This is a genomic window from Ancylomarina subtilis, from assembly GCF_004217115.1.
Classification (GTDB): Bacteria; Bacteroidota; Bacteroidia; order Bacteroidales; family Marinifilaceae; genus Ancylomarina; species Ancylomarina subtilis.
This window is the reverse complement of record NZ_SHKN01000001.1, coordinates 526,311-551,856: the sequence shown is the minus strand read 5'-3', so window position 1 is coordinate 551,856 and position 25,546 is coordinate 526,311. Positions and strand designations below refer to the sequence as shown.

Below are 25,546 nucleotides of genomic sequence, written 5' to 3'. Positions count from 1 at the left end.
GCCATAAATAGATCCCCTTTACAAAAGTCTTATAATTCATATTATGATAAATAAGATGCATTCGTTTATTTTACCCTATATTGATATCTATAAAAAAAGCCTCCAAGAGAAAACTCCTGGAGGCTTTAAAAAAAATTAGCAATTATTATTTACAAGCTTTCTGCTTTTGCTTTGTACTCTTCATATTTCTTCATGTACTCAGGCTTTTCATTTCTAAGTTTGAAATAAATCTCCTTAAGATATGTGATTGAATTCTGCTCATCTGGCTTGATTTCAAGCACCTTAGTAAAATACGGAAGTGCTTCTTCGTATAATTTGAATAAGTTCTTGACAGCAGCATCATATTTTTTCTGATCCATAATGTCATTAGCAGCCTTACGTGCTTCCTCACAAACGTTTAGATGAAGAATACCAAGGTTATAATAAGAAATATAATCCTTAGGATCTTTAGCTAAAGCAATATTATACATTTCTTTAGCTTTCTCAATTTCGTTTGTCTTTTCATACAAATTTGCTTTTGCTCTGTAGTACGAACCATTCTCAGGATCTAAAGCAATTGCTTTATCAAGATATTCAGCAGCTTCGCTAGGCTCCCCTCCAAGTAGATAATGGTTGATCAACTCAACAAGCATGTATGAATCGTTTGGAAATAACTCAAAACCTTTATGAAGGTATTTTAATGACTCCTCAGCTTTATCACTATCGGCCAATACTTTAGACAAATAAGCATAAGCTTTTGCGCCACCATAATTATAGCTTATAGTTTGCTTGTAGTATTTAGCAGCAGCTTCAAGATTATTTGCTTTTTGTGCAGCAAGACCCGCATTAAAGATTACAGCAGTATCAACAGCTAACTTGTCTGCTTTAAACAAGTCCATGTTTTCAATCTCTAAAACTTTCTCAAATGCGCCTAAAGCTCCACTATAATCTTCACCGTTATAATATTCAACAGCTTTATTCGTATAATCTGGAATCAAGTTAGTCATCTGAGCTTTAACAGCCTTAGCATATTTATTCTTAACATCCAGCTCCATGCATTTCATGTAAGCATCATAAGCTACCTGTAATGGCGCATCAGATAATTTTTTATAAGCTGGAAGTGGGCTCTCAAAGATAGCTTGATATACTTTACCTTTTATCAGGTATGCTTTTGGCCATGCAACACATTTTTCGTGACCAATACCTGCATCAATAGCTTCTTTTGCCTTGTCCAGTTTCCCAGAAGTTAGGTAGTTACTAGCTCCTGTTACTTTACTCTTCTGAGCGTTTACCATTGAAACACACAAAAGAAGAACCATAATGAATGATAATTTTTTCATCAGTAAATAGTTTTTGTTTTGCTTTCGAAGCTTTCTTAAGATCTGTAGACCAATAAGAAAGCCCCATTTTATAGTTTGTTTGTATAAGAATCTTGCACAAATTTAATCCATAAATCGACAATTGAAACAAGATTATTTTCTTTATAATAAATCTAAGTTCTAAAATAGACTCGTCTGCTCACCATCTAAGGTGTTATTTGACTGCTCTTCGTCCTTTTTTTCAACTTGTTCCTCCACCTGTTCTTCAGTTAGAGTCTCAACTTGATTGTCAGACTGATCAACAATCGGTTCATTTTCATCGCCTTCAGTGATTAATTCTTCAGTTTCTGCGGCATTAACTTTTGCAACGGCAGCAATTGAATCATCTTTTTTACTCAAATTAATCAAACGAACACCTTGTGTAGCTCGTCCCATTACTCTTAATCCAGCAACAGCTAAACGAATGGCAATACCCGATTTGTTAATAATCATCAAATCATCATTATCACTCACAGATTTCAATGCAATTAACTCACCTGTTTTTTCAGTGATATTAATGGTCTTAACACCTTTACCTCCACGATTGGTAATTCGGTAGTCATCAATATTGGAACGTTTACCGTAACCATTTTCAGAAACCACCATGATATCTTCGTCAGAATTCTCAACACAAACCATGCCAACAACCTCGTCAGCTTCGTCGCGTAGAGTAATTCCACGTACTCCAGAGGCAGTTCGTCCCATTGCTCTTACCTGATCTTCAGCAAAACGGATGGCCTTTCCTGATCGTGCAGCGATTAAGATTTCTTTATTACCATTGGTCAATCTTGCCTCAAGCAATTGATCACCTTCACGAACGGTTATCGCATTTACACCATTAACACGAGGACGAGAATAAGCTTCAAGAGACGTTTTCTTCACAACCCCTTTCTTTGTACATAAAATGATGTTGTTATTATTAATGTATTCGTCTTCATTCAGAGTCAATACATTAATGTATGCTTTCACTTTATCATCTGGCTCAATATTAAGTAGGTTTTGAATCGCTCTACCTTTTGATTGTTTAGATCCTTCAGGTATCTCATAGACCTTCAACCAGAAACATTTCCCTTTTTCAGTAAAGAACAACATGGTATTATGCATGGTCGCCATAATCATATGCTCAAGGAAATCTTCATCTCTGGTATGAGACCCCTTCGCTCCCACACCTCCTCTATTTTGAGTTTTAAACTCAGTGAGTGGTGTACGCTTAATATAGCCCATATGCGAAATCGTAATCACCATTTCTTCATCGGCATAGAAATCCTCAGGATTAAAATCTTCTGAAGCATATACAATTTCAGTTCTTCTTTCATCGCCATACTTAGCTTTTACCTGAAGAAGTTCTTCTTTGATAATACCCATACGAACATCATGGTCATTTAAAATTGCTTTTAAATGATCAATCAATTTCATGATTTCTTCGTATTCCGCTCTTAGTTTATCTTGTTCAAGCCCTGTCAACTGACGAAGACGCATTTCAACGATTGCACGAGCCTGAATCTCTGACAATTCAAATCGCTCTATCAAAGACGCACGTGCAATATCAGGACTTTTAGAGCCTCTGATAATTTTAATTACTTCATCAATATTATCCGAAGCAATAATTAAACCTTCGAGAATATGAGCCCTGGCTTCAGCTTGTCTTAATTCAAATTGTGTACGACGAACAACGACATCATGGCGATGCTCAACAAAATAAAAAATCAAATCTTTAAGATTCAACAATTTTGGTCGTCCTTTCACAAGTGCAATATTATTCACCGAGAACGATGATTGCATTTGTGTATACTTGAATAATTTGTTTAAAACAACATTCGCAATGGCATCACGTTTCAAATCAAAAACGATACGCATACCGTTTCTATCCGACTCATCGTTTACATTCGAAATACCTTCAATTTTCTTATCATTGATTAAGTCAGCCGCTTTCATAATCAATTCGGCCTTATTAACCATATATGGGATTTCTGAAACAATAATCTTTTCACGACCAGAATCCGTAACTTCAATATTTGTTTGAGCTCGTACAACAACGCGTCCCTTACCTGTTTCGTAAGCCTCTTTTACACCCTGATAGCCATAGATAATTCCTCCTGTTGGGAAATCCGGAGCTTTAATGATATCAACCAACTCTTCAACCGAAACATCATTGTTATCGATATAAGCGATGGTAGCATCAATCGTATCAGTTAAATTGTGTGGTGGCATATTGGTTGCCATACCTACAGCAATACCCGAGGCTCCGTTGACTAATAGATTAGGTATACGTGTTGGAAGAACGGTTGGTTCTTGCAGTGTTTCATCAAAGTTTGGAGACATGTCCACAGTGTCTTTCTCCAAGTCACCCAACATTTCTTCTGCAATTTTCTTCATTCTGGCTTCGGTATAACGCATAGCCGCAGGGCTATCACCATCAACCGATCCAAAGTTCCCCTGTCCATCTACCAAAGGATAACGCAAAGACCATTGTTGAGCCATTCTAACCATGGCCATATAAACTGAACTGTCACCGTGAGGGTGATACTTACCTAAAACCTCACCAACGATTCTCGCTGATTTTTTATGAGGTTTATTGGCTGCTATACCCAATTCATTCATTCCGAATAACACTCGGCGGTGAACAGGCTTAAGTCCATCTCTAACATCTGGTAAAGCTCGGGAAACAATTACTGACATCGAATAATCGATGTAAGCCGATTTCATTTCCTCTTCAATATTAATGCGTATGATTCTTTCTCCCGTGGTCATATATTTTGTCTTTTAGATTCTATTCTTTTAATGGGAAATATAATTCCTGAGTTTTGATCAGATGAAACATTCATTTCACAGTTCAAATCACAGAAAGACAAAAGTAAAAAAATATGCGAAATTTTGATAATAAATAGGCCGGTATTTAAGGGTCAATTAAGATAAATATTTCACCTGCATCAAGATCGATCAGGTTAAGTCCTTTAATCTTCGTCTTTTAGTCACAATGACCATTAAATTACCCATATTTTTGACTTAAGTTTAGTTCGAATAAAAATATTCTTATTAAATTCACCAAAGACGAATAGCATAAGCACACAATTAAAACATTATTATATATGGATTCAAAGTTTTCACCCCGTGTAAAAGATGTCCTGTCTTTTAGCAAAGATGAAGCTGAAAGATTAGGCAATAGTGCCATTGGTACGGAGCATCTTTTTTTAGGGATTCTACGTGAAGGTGAAGGTGTAGCAATCAGCATTCTTAGTTCACTAGGAATCAATCTGCTTGACCTCAAGCAAGACCTGGAATTTAAGCTACAAAACACGTCCCTAGACCGATTGGGTCAGGAAGATATTCCATTACAAAAATCAGCCGAACGTGTTTTAAAACTCATTTACCTTGAAGCAAAGGCTTTGAAAAACCAAACCATAGATACCAGTCACCTGTTATTGGCGATTTTAAAGGATGAAAAATGTTTGGTAACACGCTACTTAGATGCTAAAAACATAGATTATAATACTGTGAAGAATAATATCAATATTACTTTACCAAAAGCTCAAGCCGATTTTCCTTCTGAAGAAAGAGAAGGATCTGGTGGTGGCATGCATGGCAGTAACCCCAAATCTGGTACTACAGGAAAATCAAACACGCCTGTTCTTGACAATTTTGGCATAGATATCACTCAGGCCGCTGAAGAAGGGACTCTTGATCCGATTGTTGGACGTGAAATTGAAATTGAGCGTTTAGCCCAAATTCTTAGCCGGCGCAAGAAAAACAACCCAATTCTTATTGGGGAACCTGGTGTTGGTAAATCGGCTATAGTCGAAGGACTGGCTTTACGTATCATTCAGAGAAAGGTCTCTCGTGTCCTTTTTGACAAACGTGTGGTTACGCTTGATTTGGCTTCTATTGTCGCCGGAACAAAATACCGCGGACAGTTTGAAGAGAGAATGAAAGCGATTCTTAATGAACTGGCCAAAACCACCAATATCATCCTCTTTATAGATGAGATTCACACCATCGTGGGGGCTGGTGGAGCAACAGGTTCTCTTGATGCTGCAAACATGCTCAAACCGGCTTTAGCTCGTGGTGAAATTCAATGTATCGGTGCCACAACCTTAGACGAATATCGTCAGAATATAGAAAAAGACGGCGCTCTGGAAAGACGATTTCAGAAAATTTTGGTTGAACCCACTTCAATGGAAGAGACCATTTCAATACTTAATAACATTAAAGAAAAATACGAAGATCATCACAATGTATTCTATACTCCGGATGCTATTGAAGCCTGTGTCAAGCTGACGACACGTTACATCAGTGATCGTCACCTGCCCGATAAAGCAATTGATGCGCTTGATGAAGCTGGATCACGTGTACACATTTCCAACATTCTGGTCCCCAAAATTATTGAAGAACTAGAAACTAATATTGAGGAAACCCGCCAACAGAAAATTAAATCTGTCAAAGCTCAGAAATTTGAACTCGCCGCCAGTTTCCGCGACAAGGAAAAACAGTTGATGGACGAGCTGGAAAACGAAAAAGCTAAATGGGAAAAAGATCTAAGTCAACAAAAAGAACGAGTTGCTGAAGAAAACATTGCTGAGGTTGTTGCTATGATGACTGGCGTACCCGTCAAGCGTATTGCTCAGGCCGAAGGTTCTCGCCTGCTTCAAATGAATAATGAGCTCCAAAAAAGAGTCATTGGTCAGGACGATGCAATTGCGAAAATTGTAAAAGCCATTCAACGAAATCGAGCGGGTTTAAAAGATCCCAACAAGCCTATAGGTTCTTTCATCTTTTTAGGCCCTACCGGCGTTGGTAAGACACAACTGGCAAAAGTCCTTTCGGAATATCTATTTGATAGCTCTGAGGCTCTTATTCGCATTGATATGAGTGAATACATGGAGAAATTTGCTGTATCCCGATTGATTGGTGCACCTCCGGGATATATTGGTTACGAGGAAGGTGGACAGTTGACTGAGAAGGTCAGACGTAAGCCCTACTCTGTTATTTTATTGGACGAAATCGAAAAGGCCCACCCTGATGTTTTTAATATCCTGCTTCAGTTACTTGACGATGGTCAGTTAACGGATTCATTAGGGCGAAAAGTGGATTTCAAGAATTGTATTGTTATCATGACCTCTAATATCGGATCAAGAGAACTTAAAGACTTTGGTAAAGGAATTGGATTCCAATCGAAGAACAGTGGAGACACCGACTATGCCAATAATATTATTCAGAAAGCACTTCGCAAGGCTTTTGCTCCCGAATTTATAAACCGTGTGGATGATCTAATCATGTTTAACAGCCTGAGTGAAAAACACATTCACCAAATTATAGATATCGAACTGAGAGGTCTGTACAGCCGTATTGAAAGCTTAGGATATAATATTAAAATTTCTGGCGCAGCCAAAGACTTTATTGCCGAAAAAGGCTATGACATTCAATACGGAGCCCGTCCTCTGAAACGTGCCATTCAAAAATATCTGGAAGATGAAATGGCCGAAGTTATTATCCGAGCCTCTTTAACTGAGGGAGACACCATATCAGTTGGCTTGGACAAAAACAAAGGGAAAATCACAACTAAGATTTTAAAACAAAATAAAGAAGTTGAATAAACTATTATAATGCCAGCATTGCTGGCATTATTTATTTCATATCATTCAACAAAAATCTCTATTGCTATTTAGTTTAAATAATCAATATTACATATCTTTGATACTCGAAAGATTAAAAAAGGAATTTACAATCCTGATTTCTTATTTAAACAATTGTTATAACATTAAAATACAAATCAAATGAAGAAAGACAATACAAAAGTGACATTCGCCGGTGGTGCGATTACCTTAGTTGGAAACCCAGTGAAAAAAGGCGATAAAGCAGAAAATTTCACAGCCTTAAATCAGGGTTTAGCACCAGTATCATTATCAGATTTCGATGGAAAAGTAAAGATTTTATCTATCTTCCCATCTGTTGACACTGGTGTTTGTTCTGCTCAGGCTCACCGTTTCAACAAAGAAGCTTCTAATCTAGGAGACAATGTTCAAATCATTACTTTGTCAAACGACTTACCATTTGCATTAGGCCGTTTTTGTGGTGCAGAAGGTATCGATAATCTAATCACATTATCTGATCACAAAGAAATGGATTTTGGATACAAGTATGGTTTCTCAATCGAGGAATTACGTTTGTTGACTCGTGGTGTAGTTGTTATTGACAAAGAAAACACCATTCAGTATGTTGAGTATGTTCCTGAAGTAACTGATGCTCCAAATTTTGATGCAGCAATTGAAGTCGCTAAAACACTTGTTTAAGCTCAAAGTTGATCTAATTAAAGAGGGCTAATTCTGATGAATTAGCCCTCTTTGCTTTATATGATCTATAATTGCTTTTATTTCGAAGCCACAAGAGCTGCCATCGCAATAGAATACAATTTTGTTTTTACGCTATCACCACGAGAAGAAAGAATAGCCGGAACCTTCGCTCCCATAACCATTGCTCCCAGTTCGGCATTCGCTAACTTGGTGTTTACCTTATAGAATACATTACCACTTTCGATATTTGGGAATACCATACAGTCTGCATCACCAGCAACCATTGAATCCAGCTTCTTAATCTCAGCAGATTCTTTATCGATAGCCACATCAATAGCCAAAGGACCATCTACATAAGCGCCTTTAATCTGACCACGATCAGCCATCTTAGAAATAATAGCTGCATCAACGCAGGCATCCATCTTAGGCAATACTTGCTCTGAAGCAGCAATCATAGCTACTTTTGGCTTTTCAATTCCTAACGATTGAGCAACTTTAATTACATAGTTTGTGATTGCAATTTTCTGATTCAAATCTGGCTGTGGGATTACAGCAACATCACTTACAACTAATAACTTATGGTAATTCGGGTTTTCCATCACAGTTACGTGACTTAAAACAGCCTTTGGAGGCATCAACCCCTTTTCTTTATTCAGAATGGCTTTCATGTACTTATCCGTACTTACAAGGCCTTTCATAATCATATCGCCTTCACCATTGTTGATCAACTCAACAGCTTTTTGCGCAGCCTTAAGTTCATTAGGCTCATGAACAATTGTAAAGCGGGACATATCAAAGTTATGTGCCTTACAAGTTTTTTCAATTTCAGCTTCGTCACCAACTAAAGTTGCGTCAACGATACCTAATTCAACAGCATCATTTACAGCTCCAATTGTATGAGAATCATTAGCATAAGCAGCTACCAATCTTTTCTTTTCGTTGTTCTTAAGAACGTCAATGATTTGATCTAAACGTGTAATCATTTTGATTTATTTTGGTGTTTGTATTTGTTCTTTCTAGATGAATATCTTAAAACTGTACGCTTAAATTGTTCATCTGTATTGTAAGGCAAAAATATAAAATAAAGCCTGATTTGTATTTAAATTCAGGATAAATATTATCATCTATCATTAATATGAAGTTTTCCCTTATAAATTGAAAGAATTGAGTCCGTTCTGTCTATCGTATCTGTATTCACACTAAATCAAAAGATAAAAAAAAGCAGCAACCCTAAGATTACTGCTTCATGTACAATTTATAATTGTTTTTATTTTTTATCGTAAGCATACCAGTAGGCTGTTCCGACGAATAAGGCCCCTCCTACAATATTACCTAAAGTCGCCGGGATTAAGTTTTTCACAATAAAATCCATCCAGGTTATGTCTGCACCATGAAAAATGGCAACCGGAATAAAAAACATATTGGCAACACAGTGTTCAAAACCCATCGCAACAAAAGCCATAACAGGAAACCAAATACCCAGAATCTTACCAGTTGTATCTTTCGCTGCATAAGCCAGCCACATAGCCAAAGCAACCATCCAGTTACATGCAATTCCTTTCAAAAAAGTCTTATAAAAGGGATTTGAAGTTTTTGCAATGGCAATATTTATTGCCGAATCCATTGAAGGAGAATGCATGATAACTCCAGTCAGATATACCAGAAAATAAGCCACTATAATTGACCCAATAAAATTCCCTATATAAACAATAGTCCAGTTTTTTAAAGGAACCTTTACAGACATGCGTTTAGATAAGACTGAAGGAATAAAATAAGCTGTATTCCCCGTAAAAAGTTCAGCCCCGGCTATAGCACATAAAATAAGTCCCAACGGAAACACCGCCCCAAAAAAGAACTTTTGTAAACCCGGATTGCTTTGTGCCAATCCTGGCATTGCACCACCAACGACCAAAGCTAAAAGACTCCCCATGGCAATATATCCACCAGCTAAAATAGCCAAAACAAAAACTTTCTTTGAAGCCGTATCTCTTTTAGCCTCAGCTGTATGATTAACAACTTCAACCGTTTCTTTGGGTGAATTAAACCCGAGATATTCTACAGATGGATTTGACTCTTTAGGTGTCACATATGCTTTATGCTCAACTGTTTCAACAGTTTCCTCAAATGTATTAAATGACATTACTTAAGTATTTAACTAAGAGTTGAACTCTATTTTTAATTAATAATAACCTCCTTAAAATACAAACTCAAAATCTCTTCAGCTCGGGTTAATTGCTCAGATGTATTCTCCGGCACCCCATCAAGTTTGTATTCCATACCTAAATGCTCATATTTATGAACACCAAGTTTATGGTAAGGCTGAATCTCTAATTTTTTAATATTCGAATATTCTTTAAAATATTTTCCCATTTCATGTAAATAGTCTTCCTGATCGGAATAACCCGGTACTAAAACATAACGAAGCCATACTGATGTATTGGTCTCCTTTAAGTACTTTGCAAATTTTAAAGTTGTTTCATTGGTTTTACCCGTGATGGTTTTGTGCCAATCCGGGTTTATATGTTTGATATCCAATAAGACCAGATCTGTATTCTTCAACAGATTTTTCACATCATCATTAAATACATTCCCATTGGTATCGATGCAGGTATTGAAACCATCATCTTTTAACTCCTGAAAAAGGACAGAAAGATCTTTTGCTTGCCACAAAGGTTCTCCTCCTGAAATTGTAACCCCTCCTGTTTTACCGAAAAAAGGTCTTTGATTGCGAGCCTTTCGCATAATTTCAGCATTGGGGGTTGGAGTTCCTCCTTTGAAAGTTATGGTATCGGGGTTCGCACAGTATAAACATTTAAATGCACAGCCCTGCAAAAAAACGACGAGTCGAATACCTGGTCCGTCATAGGTTCCAAGCGATTCGAATGAATGAACGTTTAGCATTTGTATGTTTGTTTTTAAGTAAAAATGAATCTTTCTATAAAAAGATTCCGGAACCCCATAGGAGCCCCGGAATTATATCATTCCAAATGGAAATCATTACATTTTCTCGAAGAAAGAACGAGAAATAACTTCCAATTGCTGTTCGCGAGTCAATCTTACGAAGTTAACTGCATAACCTGAAACACGGATTGTCAACTGTGGGTATTCTTCAGGATGCTCCATAGCGTCCATAAGAAGATCACGATTCAATACATTTACATTAAGGTGATGAGCACCTTTAACAAAATATGCATCCATCATAGTCACCAAATTCTCAGTACGAGCCTCTTCGGTAGCACCCAATGACTTAGGAACAATTGAGAAGGTATTTGAGATACCGTCCAATGAATCTTCGTAGTTAATCTTAGCTACAGAGTTCAAAGAAGCAATCGCACCGTTTGAATCACGTCCGTGCATTGGATTAGCACCAGGAGCAAAAGGTACACCTGCAGCTCTACCATCAGGAGTCGCACCAGTCTTCAAACCATAAACCACGTTTGAAGTAATGGTCAGGATAGACATCGTAGACTCAGCATTCTTGTATGTATGCAATTCTTTCAACATACCATTGAAGATGTTTGGAATCTCAACTGCAAAACAGTCTACTGCATCATCATCATTACCGTAGTATGGGAAATCACCTTCGATTTTGAAATCACAAGTTAAACCTTCTTCATTACGAACGGCAGTTACTTTAGCGTTCTTAATAGCAGAAAGTGAGTCAGCTACGATAGAAAGACCAGCAATACCGTAAGCAAGGTTAATGGCAGGATTGGTATCAACTAGAGACATCTGTGCTTTCTCGTAGTAGTACTTATCGTGCATGTAGTGGATGATGTTCATTGAGTCGTTATAAACACGAGCCATTTCTCTCATCGCAATTTTGTAATTAGCCATTACTTCGTCGAAGTTCAACTCCTCGCTTGACAAAGCAGGAATCCCTTCGATAAGTAGTGTACCTGTTTTTTCACAACGTCCACCATTAAGAGCCAAAAGAAGTGTTTTAGCCAAATTACAACGTGCTCCAAAGAACTGAATTTGCTTTCCAATTTCCTGATAAGATACACAACAAGCGATACCATAATCATCCGATTTACGAGTATCACGCATCAATTGGTCATTCTCGTACTGAATAGATGACGTATCAATTGAAACCTTAGCACAGAATTTTTTGAATCCTTCAGGTAAACAATCAGACCAAAGCACAGTCATGTTTGGCTCTGGAGAAGCTCCTAAAGTGTATAATGTATTTAAGAAACGGAAAGAAGTCTTAGTTACCTTTGTTCTACCGTCCATTGTTCTACCACCGATTGACTCAGTTACCCAAGTTGGATCACCAGCGAAAATCTCATCGTAAGCATTCATACGAAGGTGACGAACCATACGTAACTTCATTACAAATTGGTCAAGCATTTCCTGAGCCAATTCTTCAGTAATGGTTCCATCCTGAAGATCTCTTTCGATATAAATATCAAGGAAAGTAGAAACGTTACCCAATGACATAGCTGCACCATCCTGCTCCTTAACGGCAGCAAGGTAACCCATGTATACCCACTGAATTGCTTCCTGTGCAGTCTCAGCCGGACGACCTAACTCCAAGTCGTACTTAGCACCCAACTCTTTGATCTGACCTAAAGCTTTGATTTGCTCAGCAACCTCTTCACGAAGACGAATCAAATCATCAGTCATGGTTCCTGTTAAACCTTGTAAGTCTTCTTTTTTAGCTTCAATCAAACGATCGATACCGTAAAGTGCTACACGACGATAATCACCAATAATACGACCACGAGCATAGTTATCTGGTAGACCAGTTAAGAATCCCAATGAACGGAATTTACGAATTTCGTCAGTATAAGCATCAAAAACACCATCGTTGTGAGTCTTTGCAAAGTTGCGAAAGATATCCTTAACTCGGTCCGAAACCTCAAGACCTTGCTCAGTACATGCTTTTTCAACAACAGCAATACCACCATAAGGCTTCATTGCTCTACGAAGCAACTCGTCAGCCTGAAGACCTACGATTAACTCCAATGATTTGTCGATATATCCTGCTCCATGAGAAGCAATAGTTGATACCGTTTCAGTATCTATTGAACGAACGCCATTGTTTGCACGTTCCTCTTTAACGGCATCCTTACAGATGTCCCATAATTTCTTTGTACGCTCTGTTGCTTCAGTCAGGAACGAAGCATCTCCTTCGTAAGAAGTCAAGTTATTGCTAACGAAATCTCTAACGTTAATCTTTTTTTGCCACTCTCCGGCCTTGAATTGCATTTTAGTCATGCTAACTAGTTTTTGTTCTTTTGGTTGTGTAGATCGGTTATCCATTAAAGATAATCCGGTAAAAATTACTAGGAAATATCAGGCTTCCCCTTCATTTTTACGGCCGCAAAGTAAAGACTTTAAATATTGCTATGCAAGCATTATTTAATTATTTTGCAATCTCTGGATTACAAAAATACAAAACACTGAATTACAATCAAATAAACTACAACACAAGGTTATTAAAGGACAATAATGATCTTAAAAGACCCATTTGTAAACTGTTAGACAGATACATGTTTCCTAAAGATTCTTCCTAAAACATAATAAAAGACAAATACGTATTTTACTTCCCGGATGATAATTATGAAAATAAAACAAAGCAGGAATGACTAAAGAACAGATCGCTCTGTTGAGACTGATTGATGTAAGTTATTTATCTAGGGGGATATATACCGAAAAGACCGTTCCCTTATCCTTTTCAGAACGAACTTCTATTCTGCCTCCGTTTAGCTCTACAAATTCCTTAGACAGCATCAAGCCAAAGCCCGAGCCCGTTTCATCCGAAGTCCCATTCGTTGAACTAATGGCATCAATACGGAAAAGCTGATCAATTTTTTCCGGACTCATTCCTACTCCATGATCTTTAATTCGAATCAGAGCCATATCATCCAGCTCTTCTATTTCAAGCTTGATAACATCCTCAGGATAGGAAAATTTAATTGCATTCGACAGAAGGTTTCGGATCACAGTATCTATCATGCAGTGGTCTGCAAAAACAATAACATTAGGAAAATGACCTTCAATATTTATCTTTTTAATTGCGGATAGTTTCTTATGAACATCAAGGTTTCTTTGCATCAAGTCCCTGAGGTTAAAAGACTCAGGTGTCGCTTTCAGATTTCCTTTTTGAAGATTAGCCCAGTCCAGGAGATTCTCCAAGAGTTTAAAAGTATCATCCGAACTTTTATAAATCATCTCAATTATTTCGTCCTTCTCTTCTGCATCTAATACCGACGTGTGATCCAACAACATTTGAGAAAAACCTCGTATGGCATTAAAAGGGTTACGTAAATCATGGGCAATAATCGAAATAAACTTATCCTTAGCTAAATTGGCCGATTCCAATTCCTGATTAACGTCTTTCAGGTCCTTCGTTTTCTCATCAATCATTCGCTTCAAATTTAACATCCTTTTGTAAGCCCTATTCTTACTAGTCAGGTAGGTCAGATAGACTATAGCAAGCAGAAATAAGATGAAAAGCACAACACTGTACCATCTCAGATACCAAACTTGATTCACTTGAATTGATAAATGTGCCACTTCACTCCAATAATAATTACCTGAATGTTTTGTCCGTATTTTAAGTTGATAATCACCGACCTTTAAATCGGATATAATAATTTGATTCTCGGTAATCAGAGGTAGCCACTGGGTTTCATTGCTTATTTCGGGGCAAATACAATATTCAAACTGATTCTTTTTTTGTGGGTAAAACAAACTACTCACATTAATAATGATCGTTGTATTTTTTATTACATCATAAACGCGATCTGAAAGCAAGACGTGTTTCTCATCTAAAACACCATAAAGGAGTGGTTTGGGTATTTGCCTCGGTTTTTGTTTTACATCAGCATAAGCTAAACCATTACTAGTTCCAACCCATAATACCCCTCTGGTATCAACCCTCATATTACCAATATGAACTGTTTTTGACGGCAACCCATCTTTATTTGTGAATAAAGTGATATCATCAGCTGACTTTCTGATCACCCCATTACTTTGACTCAACCACAAATTATTTTGTTTGTCTTTAGTTATCGAGTTGACTTCCTTTTCGGTAAAATCACCCAAATCAATTCGCTCAACAGCCCCATTAAAATACTTAATTAAACCAAGAGATGTTCCTGTGAATATTGAATCTCCATCCAGTTCAATATCTCTGGTCCAAAAATCCTTGCCCTTCAAAAAATCAGTTTCAACACTGGCATTTATAATGCTATCTTGAAACCTATCGTAGAAATACAGGTAAGAATTCTGATTAGCCCCACTGATAACCAGATCATTTTTATTGAGATATTCCACATCACGAACAAGCCGTTCTCCCCCGAACTGCTTTAAATAAGACCTCTGACTACCATCTGAGAGATCAAGTCTAAAAAGCTCAGAATTACTTATTACCCAGGCCTCGCTCGACGAATTAATGGCAATATCCGTCACATCGTCATCCGAGACCTTAAAACGATACAACAACTTATTCTTCTTATAACAACGAACTTCCCCCTCTGAATTGCCTACAAGAACAAGATTATTCCAAATGCCCAGTTTCGTTGAATTTCTTGCATCAAATTCCAAGTAAGTATCAACATTATAATCCGAATGTATCCGACACACAGATTGGGGATTAAGAAAATAAACACCATCATCACCGGTGACAAAATCCTTTACCCAACCCGCATTCTGATTAAGAAGCTGAGTCGAAAAGAATTCTTTCTCAAGATGTACAATACCTGAATTGGTCGCCGCCCACACACATCCAAAACGATCCCGATGCATATTATTTACTGAAAAAGAAGGGAAACCACCAACAGGGTAAGCCTTAAGTTTTGAACCTAAAGATATCTCTACAAGTCCCTGAAACCAGGTCCCCACAAGGAAACAATCTTCTTTTATAGGAATAATACAGGAACCAATAATATAGGAGTCCAGCACTTTTTTCTCGACAAGATCACCTTCCGAATCATACTTATAATTCATTAATCCTTTTGAGGTTCCCAAAATAAACTCATTACTCTTATACAGGAAGAGTGAATGCACCAAAAATTCTGCTTCATCATTCATCTCCTCAAAAGCATTCAAATCTTCATTGAATCGATAAAACCAACCCTTCTGAGAAACCGCCATCATTTGCCCCTGATCCAACTCCATAAACTGATAAGACCGTAAGTAAGAGCTTGACTTATTCTTCTCATCCATCACAAACTTCTTTAGCCCACCATCTGTATACAAAAAGATATTGCTGTGGTCGGCTATCCAAATTCGATTTCTGGAGTCCTGGTAAATATTTTTAGGGTATTGTGGCGTTTCAGCCCCCTGATTACATTCTATAAATAACTCTAATCGACTATCCTCAATATCTGGAATCAATTTATAGATGGCATCATCAGAAACGACCAAAATCGACTGATCGTTTAAAGAAAAGAAGGCTTTAAAATAGGACGACTTTCCTTCTGGTATTGTTATTTTGTGGAATTCATTGTGTGTTAATGCATATAAGCCATTATCTGTAGCAAAATGCGGTATCCCCTGTCTATCAGTTATGATATCTTTCACCAACTCTTCGGGCAGGCCATTTTCTTTGTTATATTCACTCATACTGAATACCGTACGCTGAGCAACTAAACTTTCTTTCGCAGAAAAAAGGAGAAGCAGACTAACAACTAATATCCATCGTGTAACTATTTTCATTTTAACCATATGTTAATGAAGCCTATAGCTAAAATAAGAATAAAACTTTCTATAAAAAAATTTTTCAGTTAAATACAGAACTTTAAGTCTTTTATTCCGACAGAATCTGTCCAATGTCTATAGCACTCGCAACAAGGCGAAAGTCTTTATGAGCAATCAACGGTCATATAAGAAAACGGCGTACCAATTTTTATGCATGCATCTTTATTGCTTCTATTTTTTGTGCATAAAACTTGAGGCATACATTTTACAATTGCATCAAAATAGAAAACCTTTTACCCTAAGTTTTAACTTAGGATAAAAGGCTAATCAAGTAGAAAGAACGTGCAGAATAGATGCGAATAGTAGTTTTAATACCCAATCTGTGTGCAGTCGCTAATCTTCACATGCATATAGGTAATCGTATACAATTTATAACTTGAGTAAAATCTTATAACAAAAGCAATCTAAAACAATTCGATCAACCGATTTGCTCCTCTAGAACTTTTGACTGATCATGGCTTAAATCGTATTCCTTTTGCATAGGCAATTCATCATTCGGAAGTCCAACCGTCTTCTGATTAACACCCTCAAACTTCTCTTCAGAATGCAATTTGCTTAGCCCCCTAAACCAAAAGACAACCGAATACATCATCTTAAAAAACAGACCCGCTATCCAACCCGCAGTATTCAAAAGCAGTAAGTATACTAATTTACCTAAAGACTGATTTTGTAATTCCAGTGCCTCATGACTTCTTCCTCCAACACAAGCTTCCGTTTGCTCACCTTCCCTGATGTAAGCCAGAAAATCTTTATAATTCGCTTCTTGCATGACTTCGATATTTAAATTAAAATCCTTCAATCGAAACAGTTCATTAAAACCTGCCTCTTTATATAACCTGATGACCTCTTGATTTTCCACTTTAGTAAAAAAGCCCAATCTATCACTATTCCAGTTCTTTATGTCTAACTTAGAACGTCCCAAAACGTCTGATAAACGATCTCCCTGGGGGGTATTGTTATGGGTGATTAAGCGAAATGTGCGAGCCACCAACTTGTCCTCTACAACATTACAAACCCAATACCCCACATGAATCTGACAAATCTGAAGCGGCAACAACAGATTATCCTCATAGTATTCAATATCATTCCAGAGCGCTAAGTTCAGGTTCAGAATGGTATTCACCGACCTCTGATCGAATATATCCAAACTTGTCGCCAATCCTTTTATGGCATCATCTTGAATATACAGATGCAAGGCATCTTTTGCCCCCTGATAATGCTGTCCCAACTTGGACTTGGGGATCATCAGCCCTTGAATTCCTGAAGCATATCCCGGCCTGAACAGCTTATAGACCAAACGCCTTGAGCGATGTATCACCAGCGATTCTTGTCTGACCCAATAAACCGAAAGAACAGGACTCAGCGTCATATTTAAATGAACCGGATCTTCTGATCGTTTCATTTCAAAGACATAATACTTTTTCCTAACATCATTCAGTCGACTTAATAATATAGCCATACAGCCTGAATAATACCCGGGTACTTTTTTCAATAAGGAAATCCCCTCTAAACTTGGAACCGCAAAGGCTTGTTTCAATTTTCGTGCACGACCTTTCGATTCAATTCTATGATACAGCACATGATAAAATGCCGCTAATATATTAAAATCCAACAAACTAATCGGCTTTCCTTCATACATAAGCCGAAATTCATGAATGATTTCCTGATACCCCTCTTCTATCATGTTTAATTCGGAGTCACTTATCGCATTTTCAGGCTGTCTTTTTGGGGGAAGAACCGACCACAACAAATCAAAGATCATTTGTTTTTCAGCCTGACTTAGCAAATCTACAGAGGGGGATTCATAAAGATATTCCGTAAGAACAAAAGATAAGCGCTTTTCAAAATAAACAAAGGCATCGGAAGACTCAGACTGCCGAGTCTCAAGCATCTCTTTCGGGAACAGTTGCTTGCTTGTCATACGAGTGTGTATTTGGTATAGTCAGCTTGTTTTCAGACTTAATTTTACTTAAGTCTGTATAAGTAAACAACTTGTAAATTATAATATTAATTTATAAAGAACAAATTTTAGGAGCCTAAACTTTGAAAAAAAGAGTGTTTCATCCTAATTTATCGTACGTCTAAATATAAATAAGCCACTTTTATCACAAGTCATATCAAATCAGTCTCAAGCATTTTTGGACTCCCACATTAGAGATAATAAAAGTTAATTGACACTAAGAGCATCTTCGATCTGTACATCTTAAATCAATTTAAAGAAAGGAGAATTAAGTATAAACCAAGATTATATCTTATTTTTGATTGTGCTCTCTGCAGCTACTGTCTAATACAAAAGGAAAATCATGAAATTCAAATTACTCTTAATTCTGCTATTGCCTGTCAGTCTCTTGCAGGCTCAACTGCTAAAGCCTCTACCCGACCATCTGAACAAACGCATACTGATTGCTCATCCTACTGCTGGCAATATCAATATTTTAAGCACCCTTTCAAATAAAGGTTTACTCGATCTGGATTCTATTCAGCTGGTGGGACTTTACCATAGCAAAGAAGAATACGATTATGCTGAATCGCAGGCCGTATTGGATACCCTAAAGGCTTTTAATATGTATTTGGTGGAGTTGAACGACAGTTTATATGCCGACAGCCTGTTTCAGAAAAACGAGCTGACCGATAAATTTTACGAGCTGTTTACTCACAGTGTTGCCAGTTTCTTTTTTGGAGGCCCCGATATACCGGCAGCCTTATATCATGAGGAACAAAACCCGCTAACCAAAGTTTACGATCCTTATCGTCATTATTTCGAGCTCTCCTTTATCTATCACCTGTTGGGAGGCAGACAAAATCATCAACCTAAAGCTTTCCTGAAACAAAAGCCCGATTATTTGGTTCATGGGATCTGCCTGGGCATGCAAAGCATGAATGTGGCTACAGGTGGCAGCCTGATACAGGATATCCCCTCCGAAGTCTATCATGGCAACGAAAGTGAAGGCCTGGATCAGCTCGGGGAGAATGAAATACACAGAAACTATTACAACCATATGCCCGAAAATGAAAAACGGGGACTATCCGGTTTTCACTTTCACCATATCAGGTTCAAAGGAAACACCTTCACTAAACTAACGGGAATACAGAAAAAGGCATGCCCTATGGTTAATTCCTATCATCATCAGGCCATTAAAAAATTAGGCAAAGGCTTTAGAATATCGGCACGCTCTATGGATGGAAAAATTATTGAGGCCATCAGCCACAAAACTTACCCCAATGTGTGGGGCATCCAGTTTCATCCCGAAAGAACAGACTTTTACAATCCGAAAAACAAGGTGCGTTTTACCCCAAAGGGTGAAGCCAAAACATTTGCCGACTGGTTGGATCACGAAAGCATGAGCTTTCATAAGGCCTATTGGAAGGCCATCAATGAGAGACTGCGAAAACTTTAATCAAACCTCATACATCAAGCCAACAGCCCTGACAGATTTCTAATATTTGTTAGGGCTGTAGTGTTTAAATAAAATCATAGAGGGTCATAGAGGCTTGCGTTTTCACATATAATCATCTAATTTTATTAATCTTATATCTAATTTAAATGATTGGAATCTGGATATGCAAACTATAGACACGCTCGAAGCTGGCAGATATTATCATATCTACAATCGTGGAATAAACGGCTGCAATTTATTTACTGAAGAAGACAATTACACTTACTTCCTTAATTTATACGAAAAGTATATCAATCTGATTGCAGATACATTTGCCTGGGTACTGATGCCAAATCATTTTCATTTATTGGTCAGAATAAAAGACGTTGATGAAATAGACCTGTCGGGCCTGAAACCACCACACCAATATTTTTCAAACCTATTTAATGCTTACACCAAGGCTTTTAACAAACGAAACAAGCGCCACGGTGCCCTCTTCGAACGCCCCTTCAAAAGGAAGATAATTGAAGATGAATCCTATTTAATGCAATTAGTGTTGTATATCCATAACAATCCCGTTCACCATGATTTTTGCAGTAATCCTGCTGAATACGGATGGAGTTCATATTTGACTTGCCTTAGCCTAAAACCCACAAGACTAAATCGTAATGAAACCTTAGAATGGTTCGACGATGAAGTGAACTTTAAATACATGCATAACAAAGCAGTTGAAACGATGCAATTGGAGGAATGGTTGGGGATTTAAAAATAGACCTGACTGGTTTTGGAAACCTGTCAGAATACAGGTACCTAAAAGCGTTAAATTCCTTACCCCCAACCTTATTCAACGCTAACAGATCCTGTTCCAATTAATTCGGGACAGTCAATTCTTCTTATCAAAAAAAAACTGACAGGTTTATTCACATGATATTAGTAAATCTGTCAGGTCTGAATATTTTGCCAACCTTTCAGAATACAGGTACCTAACAGCGTTAAATTCCTTACCCCCAACCTTATTCTCTTCTTATCCTAAAAAAACCTGACAGGTTTATTCACATGATATTAGTAAATCTGTCAGGTCTGAATATTTTGCCAACCTTTCAGAATACAGGTACCTAACAGCGTTAAATTCCTTATCCCCAACCTTATTCAACGCTAACAGATCCTGTCCCAATTAATTCGGGACAGTCAATTCTTCTTATCCAAAAAAAAACCTGACAGGTTTATTTACAAGATGTTAGTAAACCTGTCAGGTTTAGGATTAAGTTGACATTAGCTTATCATATGCCTGTATTCATTCAAGAGCTTTTCTCCCTCAGCAAAGTGCGTATCCAAAAGAGAATACAAATCAGACATGTGGTTGTTTCTGCGACGAACCAACTTTATGAGCCACAAACTAAATAATGACACAGCCATAAGGATACCCAAAGTAATACTTAGAAAACTCAATTTCCCTTCTTCATAAAGGGGCACATCAGTCAGATTAAAAACATTAGCAATGCTCTGCCCAATATTCATTAATAAGGAAAACAAAAGCAGGATGCCCAAGGCAATGGCAACAAAACCAAAGAACAGCCTTAAAAAGAATAACAACAAGCGCATACGGTAAACCGAAGGACTGCCCTTAGATAAATCGGAACACCTCTCTTTTGAGGCTTATAACCAGTTTTTTATTTCGCTGTAATTCATGATAATGTTGTTTTATAAATTATATCAGCAACCAATTTGAAGTAAGTGTATTAAAGGTAAAACATTTAAGCAGCTGTCATGATTTTGTTGTGAGGCAAGCGGAAGTAACTAGTTAGATTAAATAGTGCTTGACTTTATGCAGATTACAAAAGAGTTTCCCCTTAGTTTATGTTATTGAGTTACCCTCAACACTTCAATTTTATTATACACTGGGACCCTAATATTTTTCAAATTAGTATATCTATAAGGTATTTGACCAATTGAGTTATCTGATACCTGTTAATATTTTCTCACATAAGTTTTACGGTCAATAACGTCTTTAATAATCTCCATATCAGCCTCCATTTTACTTACCAACTTATATGCATTTGGCTTGGTCATATTATGCTTTAACTCACAGAATTTAATTATATCAGACAATGGTTTTTTATCATTTCTATCTAATTTTTCCAAAATAGAAAACTTTATTTTATTGACTGGTTTAGCTTGTTCTTCAGCCTCCAATATTTCAACATAATTAGAAACAACAGAGTATTTTCTCAAACCATCATAGCTTATCTTCACCCAATCTTTATTAGATAAATATTTTGATAACATATTCATACTAACGTCTATATTAGCACGCTGACAATGTGCAAGTAGATTACTTAAACTTAAAGCTGGATATTTATTTAAAATATCTAAAACTAATCGCCAATTAAGCTTATTGCTATTTCTCCTAACTGAAAAGTCAGAATAAACATGAGCATATTCTTTAGAAATATACTTCCTTTCACCATCATTAGTAATTGAAAAAAAATGAGGTCGATGCATGTACTGACGCACAGTTTCAATACTAATATTGTCTCTTTTAAAGACATGTAATAGAATATCATGAATTTCAATAATACTTAATGGCTTTTTTTCTATTCGGAAACACTTAGCCAACACATCTTTAATTTTATCAATATTCACATCCCACTCTTTAAGCACCCAAGACACTCTTACCTGACACTTAAATCGCTCATGAACAACCAATTGAGCAACTAAATTATCTGCTGTTACATGTCTATCTGTCTCAATTAGTCTTTCATTAATCTTTCTTGCAAGCTCATATCTAGAAATAGGCTTCTCTTCACCTTCTTTTAATACCCGATATGCCATTTTTTCGAAAGAGGATAAACGTGAGAACTTCATTTGAAAAAAGTAAGCATCATTAACAGACAAATTATCAACAAAAGAACTGTTCTCACAAACCAACAAAATCTCATCTAAAGAACAATCAACTGTCTTGCTTATCTCTATAAAAAGAGAATTAATATCAATAGATAAAACATAGTTATTTAAAAATCGACAAACTTGTGCAGATAGATTAAAATATCTTTTTTTAAATGGATCTCTAAGTTCTGATAATTTTAGGAAAACAGATTCATGGCTTAAGAGATCATGACTACTTCTTTCTAGATAAAAACCTAAAATTCGCAGCATAAATATCAAATAACCATGCTGTTTTGAATCCGAATTAAGATTAAAAAATTTATCTCTCACTATTTTATACAACAGATCCTCTGCATAAACCTTTGAGAATAAGCAGGCCTTTAAATCTGTGTAAAATGATAATAAAGCTTCTGAGATAATTATACCACTGCCTGAATCTGTTCCTTCAGCAAATAGTTTTTTGAAATAATCTATTTCAATATATAGAAGCTGTCTTACCCTCTCTACAGATATATCATTCAATAGCTTAGAAATTTCTAAACAAGACTGAGCCTTACCATTATTATCTGCGACAGCAAAGTGATTTTGAACGATACGTTTACTTTTTTCTATAATACGCTTTTTTTTAGATGAACCAGCATGACGAATTCTTAATTTGTAGCACTCATTAATAAACAATGAAAATCCATTATAAAAATCGTCGACCTGAAACTCAGATGGAATAATCACAGGTAAACTCACCTGATAAGCCTGAATTATCAAGTCTGGTTTTTTAAGAGCAACAACAAGAAAATCAGCATATTTTTCAGCCTTGATCTTACCTGAAGTCTTAAACTGCATAAACTTTTCAACAGACAGATCAGTAAGATCTCCCAGCTTTTTATATTCATTGCTAATAAGCAATTTAAAAACAGACTTGTGCATTAAATGTTCTACGCATTCAATATCAATAGCACAAAGATTCTCAGGTATTACCCGAGGCAATGTTTCTTTATATCTTTTAATTACTTTGGCAGGCTTTTTCTTTAACAACTGTTTAAACAGCTCATAATCGTGTCCCTTATGTGGTCCAACACCACGAATTGATTCAAAGGAGGAAATAGAAAAATTCAGAACATCACCAACAGTTGAGATATTATTATCAATCAAAATATTATATACACTATTCGAAAGCAGATCTCTTATGTCAACTAATTGAATTTTCTCAAAGTCCATAATCTCTTTTTTAAAAATGTATGAATACCCATATCAATTTAGCAAAAAAAACAGATCTATTTCAAATGATAACGACAAAAAAAGCTTGCCATTGTGATCTTATCAACTTAAAAAAACAACTATACACCTATCTGTTATACACTTATAATCTCACCACTCTATTAAACCAAATAATTCCTTACTCGCTTTATTAAACCGATTAAAATTGTCGAAGCTACCATTCCCTTCATCAAAACTTGCAAAAAACTCACTCCTTTTATTCTAGAATCGTCACAACTATTGTACAAGCTAGATGGTATTTTTATTAACAGTAGACCTACTCTATAAGTCATAAGTCTTTCTTCTCTCTTTATTTTTAGTCTCCTTGTGAACCTGTTAGAACGTCCTAATTAGCTGATCGTATGCCTGTATTCATCCAAGAGCTTTTCTCCTTCAGCAAAGTGCGTATCCAAAAGAGAATACAAATCAGACATGTGATTGTTTCTGCGACGAACCAGCTTAATCAGCCACAAACTAAATAATGACACGGCCATAAGGATACCCAAAGTAATACTTAGAAAACTCAATTTCCCTTCTTCATAAAGGGGCACATCAGTCAGATTAAAAACATTAGCAATGCTCTGACCAATATTCATAAATAAAGAAAACAAAAGCAGAATGCCCGAAACAATGGCAACCAAACCAAAGAACATTCTCAAAAAGAATAGCAACAGGCGCATGCGATACACCGAAGGACTCCCCTTATACAGTTCGGTATACCTGCCTTTTGAGGCTTTTAACCAATTTTCTATTTCGCTATAGTTCATTTCATTCTTGTTTTATTAATCTTATCAAACCTTATGAATCTAAGGAATCGTTAGTAAACCAAAAGTAGCAGAATAATATCTCCTTTAAAAATTATGTTTTTCAATAAACTTATTTTATTGGACAAAGTATATAAATTTAAATATTTCATCCACCGCAATGCTAGCAGCTATTCCAACTCAAATATAAATCGCGTGTAATATAACAAAGCCCCCTAACATACAAATAAAACCAATTAGAATAAAAGGCTGACAAACAGCGAATTATTTAAAAGATCTTATGGGACAGCAATAAATAAATTAACATTTTTTCATATCATTAAGTTTGCTTAAACAGAATAATAAACTAGTTTTGAAACTTAATTCAGTTTTTGTGAGGAAAATAAATAATAACATATTGAGCCTTATTTTGGTCGTGCCCATGCTGGTCATGCTGGCTCATGATATTATCCCTCACCATCATCACAATACGCATACCTCGGCAAATTTTGTAAACCGGACTCATGATCAGATTGAAGCCACCCCTTTACATTGTCAGGGACATGGAACCACACAGCAACTGGCTCATTCTCATCAGGAAAATGAGGATTCTTGCTGTACCTTCGTTAATTTGCGTTTCTTCAAAGACTTTAAATTTCAGGTTATACTGACACATATCATCCTTGATATGATGCAAATGGGTGAGGATACGCCCATCAAACATTACGTATCCAATTGTTCGCTAATCCCCGAACCCAATAGGGAATCCTCAGGCCTGCGTGGGCCTCCGCAGGTCTAAACTGTTTTACAAAATCGCCTTTTTTTTTAGCGGGTGCCATACTCTTGTTGGCCTCCACGAACGTTGTGCCGGCTTTTAAGCTGAGTCAGTCAAACTATGATTTTGTATCACTCCAAAACAAGAATCCCCGTTGTATAAGCATACAACATTT

General features: G+C 36.6%; 16 protein-coding genes. 5 read left to right on the top strand and 11 right to left on the bottom strand.

From position 1 onward, the window contains the following. Nucleotides 1-149: 149 nt before the first annotated feature. Both EV201_RS02280 and gyrA read right to left on the bottom strand, forming a co-directional pair. Nucleotides 150-1,319 carry a tetratricopeptide repeat protein gene (locus tag EV201_RS02280; protein WP_130305780.1) on the bottom strand — a complete coding sequence of 390 codons (1,170 nt, stop codon included), beginning with the start codon at nt 1,317-1,319 and terminating at the stop codon, nt 150-152. A gap of 159 nt (nt 1,320-1,478) precedes the next feature. Beyond that, entirely contained in the window at nt 1,479-4,088 is a 2,610-nt protein-coding gene (gene gyrA, locus EV201_RS02275) for a DNA gyrase subunit A (protein WP_130305779.1), read from the bottom strand. Between the two features lie 338 nt (nt 4,089-4,426). Between gyrA and EV201_RS02270 the strand changes: the two genes are divergently transcribed. Next, complete coding sequence (locus EV201_RS02270) at nt 4,427-6,928, top strand: ATP-dependent Clp protease ATP-binding subunit (RefSeq protein WP_130305778.1); 2,502 nt, start codon at nt 4,427-4,429, stop codon at nt 6,926-6,928. 180 nt (nt 6,929-7,108) lie between these two features. Beyond that, nucleotides 7,109-7,624 carry a thiol peroxidase gene (gene tpx / locus EV201_RS02265; RefSeq protein ID WP_130305777.1) on the top strand — a complete coding sequence of 172 codons (516 nt, stop codon included), beginning with the start codon at nt 7,109-7,111 and terminating at the stop codon, nt 7,622-7,624. 77 nt (nt 7,625-7,701) lie between these two features. On the opposite strand, the gene EV201_RS02260 is transcribed toward tpx, so the two are convergent. The 6 genes from EV201_RS02260 to EV201_RS02235 form a co-directional block, all read right to left on the bottom strand. Continuing rightward, nucleotides 7,702-8,607 carry a bifunctional enoyl-CoA hydratase/phosphate acetyltransferase gene (locus EV201_RS02260; protein ID WP_130305776.1) on the bottom strand — a complete coding sequence of 302 codons (906 nt, stop codon included), beginning with the start codon at nt 8,605-8,607 and terminating at the stop codon, nt 7,702-7,704. Between the two features lie 284 nt (nt 8,608-8,891). Beyond that, nucleotides 8,892-9,764 carry a formate/nitrite transporter family protein gene (locus EV201_RS02255; RefSeq protein ID WP_130305775.1) on the bottom strand — a complete coding sequence of 291 codons (873 nt, stop codon included), beginning with the start codon at nt 9,762-9,764 and terminating at the stop codon, nt 8,892-8,894. Between the two features lie 35 nt (nt 9,765-9,799). After that, nucleotides 9,800-10,525, bottom strand: a complete 726-nt coding sequence (pflA, locus tag EV201_RS02250; protein ID WP_130305774.1) for a pyruvate formate-lyase-activating protein — start codon at nt 10,523-10,525, stop codon at nt 9,800-9,802. 96 nt (nt 10,526-10,621) lie between these two features. Further along, nucleotides 10,622-12,847, bottom strand: a complete 2,226-nt coding sequence (gene pflB / locus EV201_RS02245; RefSeq protein WP_130305773.1) for a formate C-acetyltransferase — start codon at nt 12,845-12,847, stop codon at nt 10,622-10,624. Between the two features lie 411 nt (nt 12,848-13,258). Further along, nucleotides 13,259-16,294, bottom strand: coding sequence for a sensor histidine kinase (locus EV201_RS02240; protein ID WP_165389563.1), 3,036 nt, complete (start codon nt 16,292-16,294; stop codon nt 13,259-13,261). A gap of 460 nt (nt 16,295-16,754) precedes the next feature. Beyond that, nucleotides 16,755-18,257: a hypothetical protein gene (locus EV201_RS02235; RefSeq protein WP_130305771.1), complete on the bottom strand. Its 1,503-nt coding sequence runs from the start codon at nt 18,255-18,257 to the stop codon at nt 16,755-16,757. A 382-nt stretch (nt 18,258-18,639) separates the two neighbouring features. Between EV201_RS02235 and EV201_RS02230 the strand changes: the two genes are divergently transcribed. Together EV201_RS02230 and EV201_RS02225 are read left to right on the top strand one after the other, a co-directional pair. Beyond that, on the top strand, nt 18,640-19,734 hold the full coding sequence (locus tag EV201_RS02230; protein ID WP_130305770.1) for a gamma-glutamyl-gamma-aminobutyrate hydrolase family protein: 1,095 nt from the start codon (nt 18,640-18,642) through the stop codon (nt 19,732-19,734). Between the two features lie 163 nt (nt 19,735-19,897). Then, complete coding sequence (locus EV201_RS02225; RefSeq protein WP_130305769.1) at nt 19,898-20,479, top strand: transposase; 582 nt, start codon at nt 19,898-19,900, stop codon at nt 20,477-20,479. 506 nt (nt 20,480-20,985) lie between these two features. Here the strand turns inward: EV201_RS02225 and EV201_RS02220 are convergent. The 3 genes from EV201_RS02220 to EV201_RS02210 form a co-directional block, all read right to left on the bottom strand. Continuing rightward, entirely contained in the window at nt 20,986-21,315 is a 330-nt protein-coding gene (locus tag EV201_RS02220; RefSeq protein WP_130305768.1) for a hypothetical protein, read from the bottom strand. Nucleotides 21,316-21,681: 366 nt separating this feature from the next. Beyond that, nucleotides 21,682-23,814 (bottom strand): hypothetical protein, encoded by a 2,133-nt coding sequence (locus EV201_RS02215; RefSeq protein WP_130305767.1) that lies wholly within the window; start codon nt 23,812-23,814, stop codon nt 21,682-21,684. 389 nt (nt 23,815-24,203) lie between these two features. Continuing rightward, entirely contained in the window at nt 24,204-24,620 is a 417-nt protein-coding gene (locus tag EV201_RS02210) for a hypothetical protein (RefSeq protein ID WP_130305766.1), read from the bottom strand. Nucleotides 24,621-25,014: 394 nt separating this feature from the next. Between EV201_RS02210 and EV201_RS02205 the strand changes: the two genes are divergently transcribed. Then, a complete protein-coding gene (locus EV201_RS02205) occupies nt 25,015-25,395 on the top strand; it encodes a hypothetical protein (protein ID WP_130305765.1) in 381 nt (126 codons plus the stop codon). Nucleotides 25,396-25,546 lie beyond the last annotated feature (151 nt).

What these genes read in the sequence shown, in the direction of transcription:
- pflA (WP_130305774.1), bottom strand. Translation starts at nt 10,525, where the DNA reads ATGCTAAACGTTCATTCATTCGAATCGCTTGGAACCTATGACGGACCA.
- EV201_RS02225 (WP_130305769.1), top strand. Translation starts at nt 19,898, where the DNA reads ATGCAAACTATAGACACGCTCGAAGCTGGCAGATATTATCATATCTAC.
- EV201_RS02240 (WP_165389563.1), bottom strand. Translation starts at nt 16,294, where the DNA reads ATGAAAATAGTTACACGATGGATATTAGTTGTTAGTCTGCTTCTCCTT.
- EV201_RS02280 (WP_130305780.1), bottom strand. Translation starts at nt 1,319, where the DNA reads ATGAAAAAATTATCATTCATTATGGTTCTTCTTTTGTGTGTTTCAATG.
- EV201_RS02210 (WP_130305766.1), bottom strand. Translation starts at nt 24,620, where the DNA reads ATGAACTATAGCGAAATAGAAAATTGGTTAAAAGCCTCAAAAGGCAGG.
- gyrA (WP_130305779.1), bottom strand. Translation starts at nt 4,088, where the DNA reads ATGACCACGGGAGAAAGAATCATACGCATTAATATTGAAGAGGAAATG.
- pflB (WP_130305773.1), bottom strand. Translation starts at nt 12,847, where the DNA reads ATGACTAAAATGCAATTCAAGGCCGGAGAGTGGCAAAAAAAGATTAAC.
- EV201_RS02230 (WP_130305770.1), top strand. Translation starts at nt 18,640, where the DNA reads ATGAAATTCAAATTACTCTTAATTCTGCTATTGCCTGTCAGTCTCTTG.
- EV201_RS02235 (WP_130305771.1), bottom strand. Translation starts at nt 18,257, where the DNA reads ATGACAAGCAAGCAACTGTTCCCGAAAGAGATGCTTGAGACTCGGCAG.
- EV201_RS02215 (WP_130305767.1), bottom strand. Translation starts at nt 23,814, where the DNA reads ATGGACTTTGAGAAAATTCAATTAGTTGACATAAGAGATCTGCTTTCG.
- EV201_RS02260 (WP_130305776.1), bottom strand. Translation starts at nt 8,607, where the DNA reads ATGATTACACGTTTAGATCAAATCATTGACGTTCTTAAGAACAACGAA.
- tpx (WP_130305777.1), top strand. Translation starts at nt 7,109, where the DNA reads ATGAAGAAAGACAATACAAAAGTGACATTCGCCGGTGGTGCGATTACC.
- EV201_RS02270 (WP_130305778.1), top strand. Translation starts at nt 4,427, where the DNA reads ATGGATTCAAAGTTTTCACCCCGTGTAAAAGATGTCCTGTCTTTTAGC.
- EV201_RS02220 (WP_130305768.1), bottom strand. Translation starts at nt 21,315, where the DNA reads ATGCGCTTGTTGTTATTCTTTTTAAGGCTGTTCTTTGGTTTTGTTGCC.
- EV201_RS02255 (WP_130305775.1), bottom strand. Translation starts at nt 9,764, where the DNA reads ATGTCATTTAATACATTTGAGGAAACTGTTGAAACAGTTGAGCATAAA.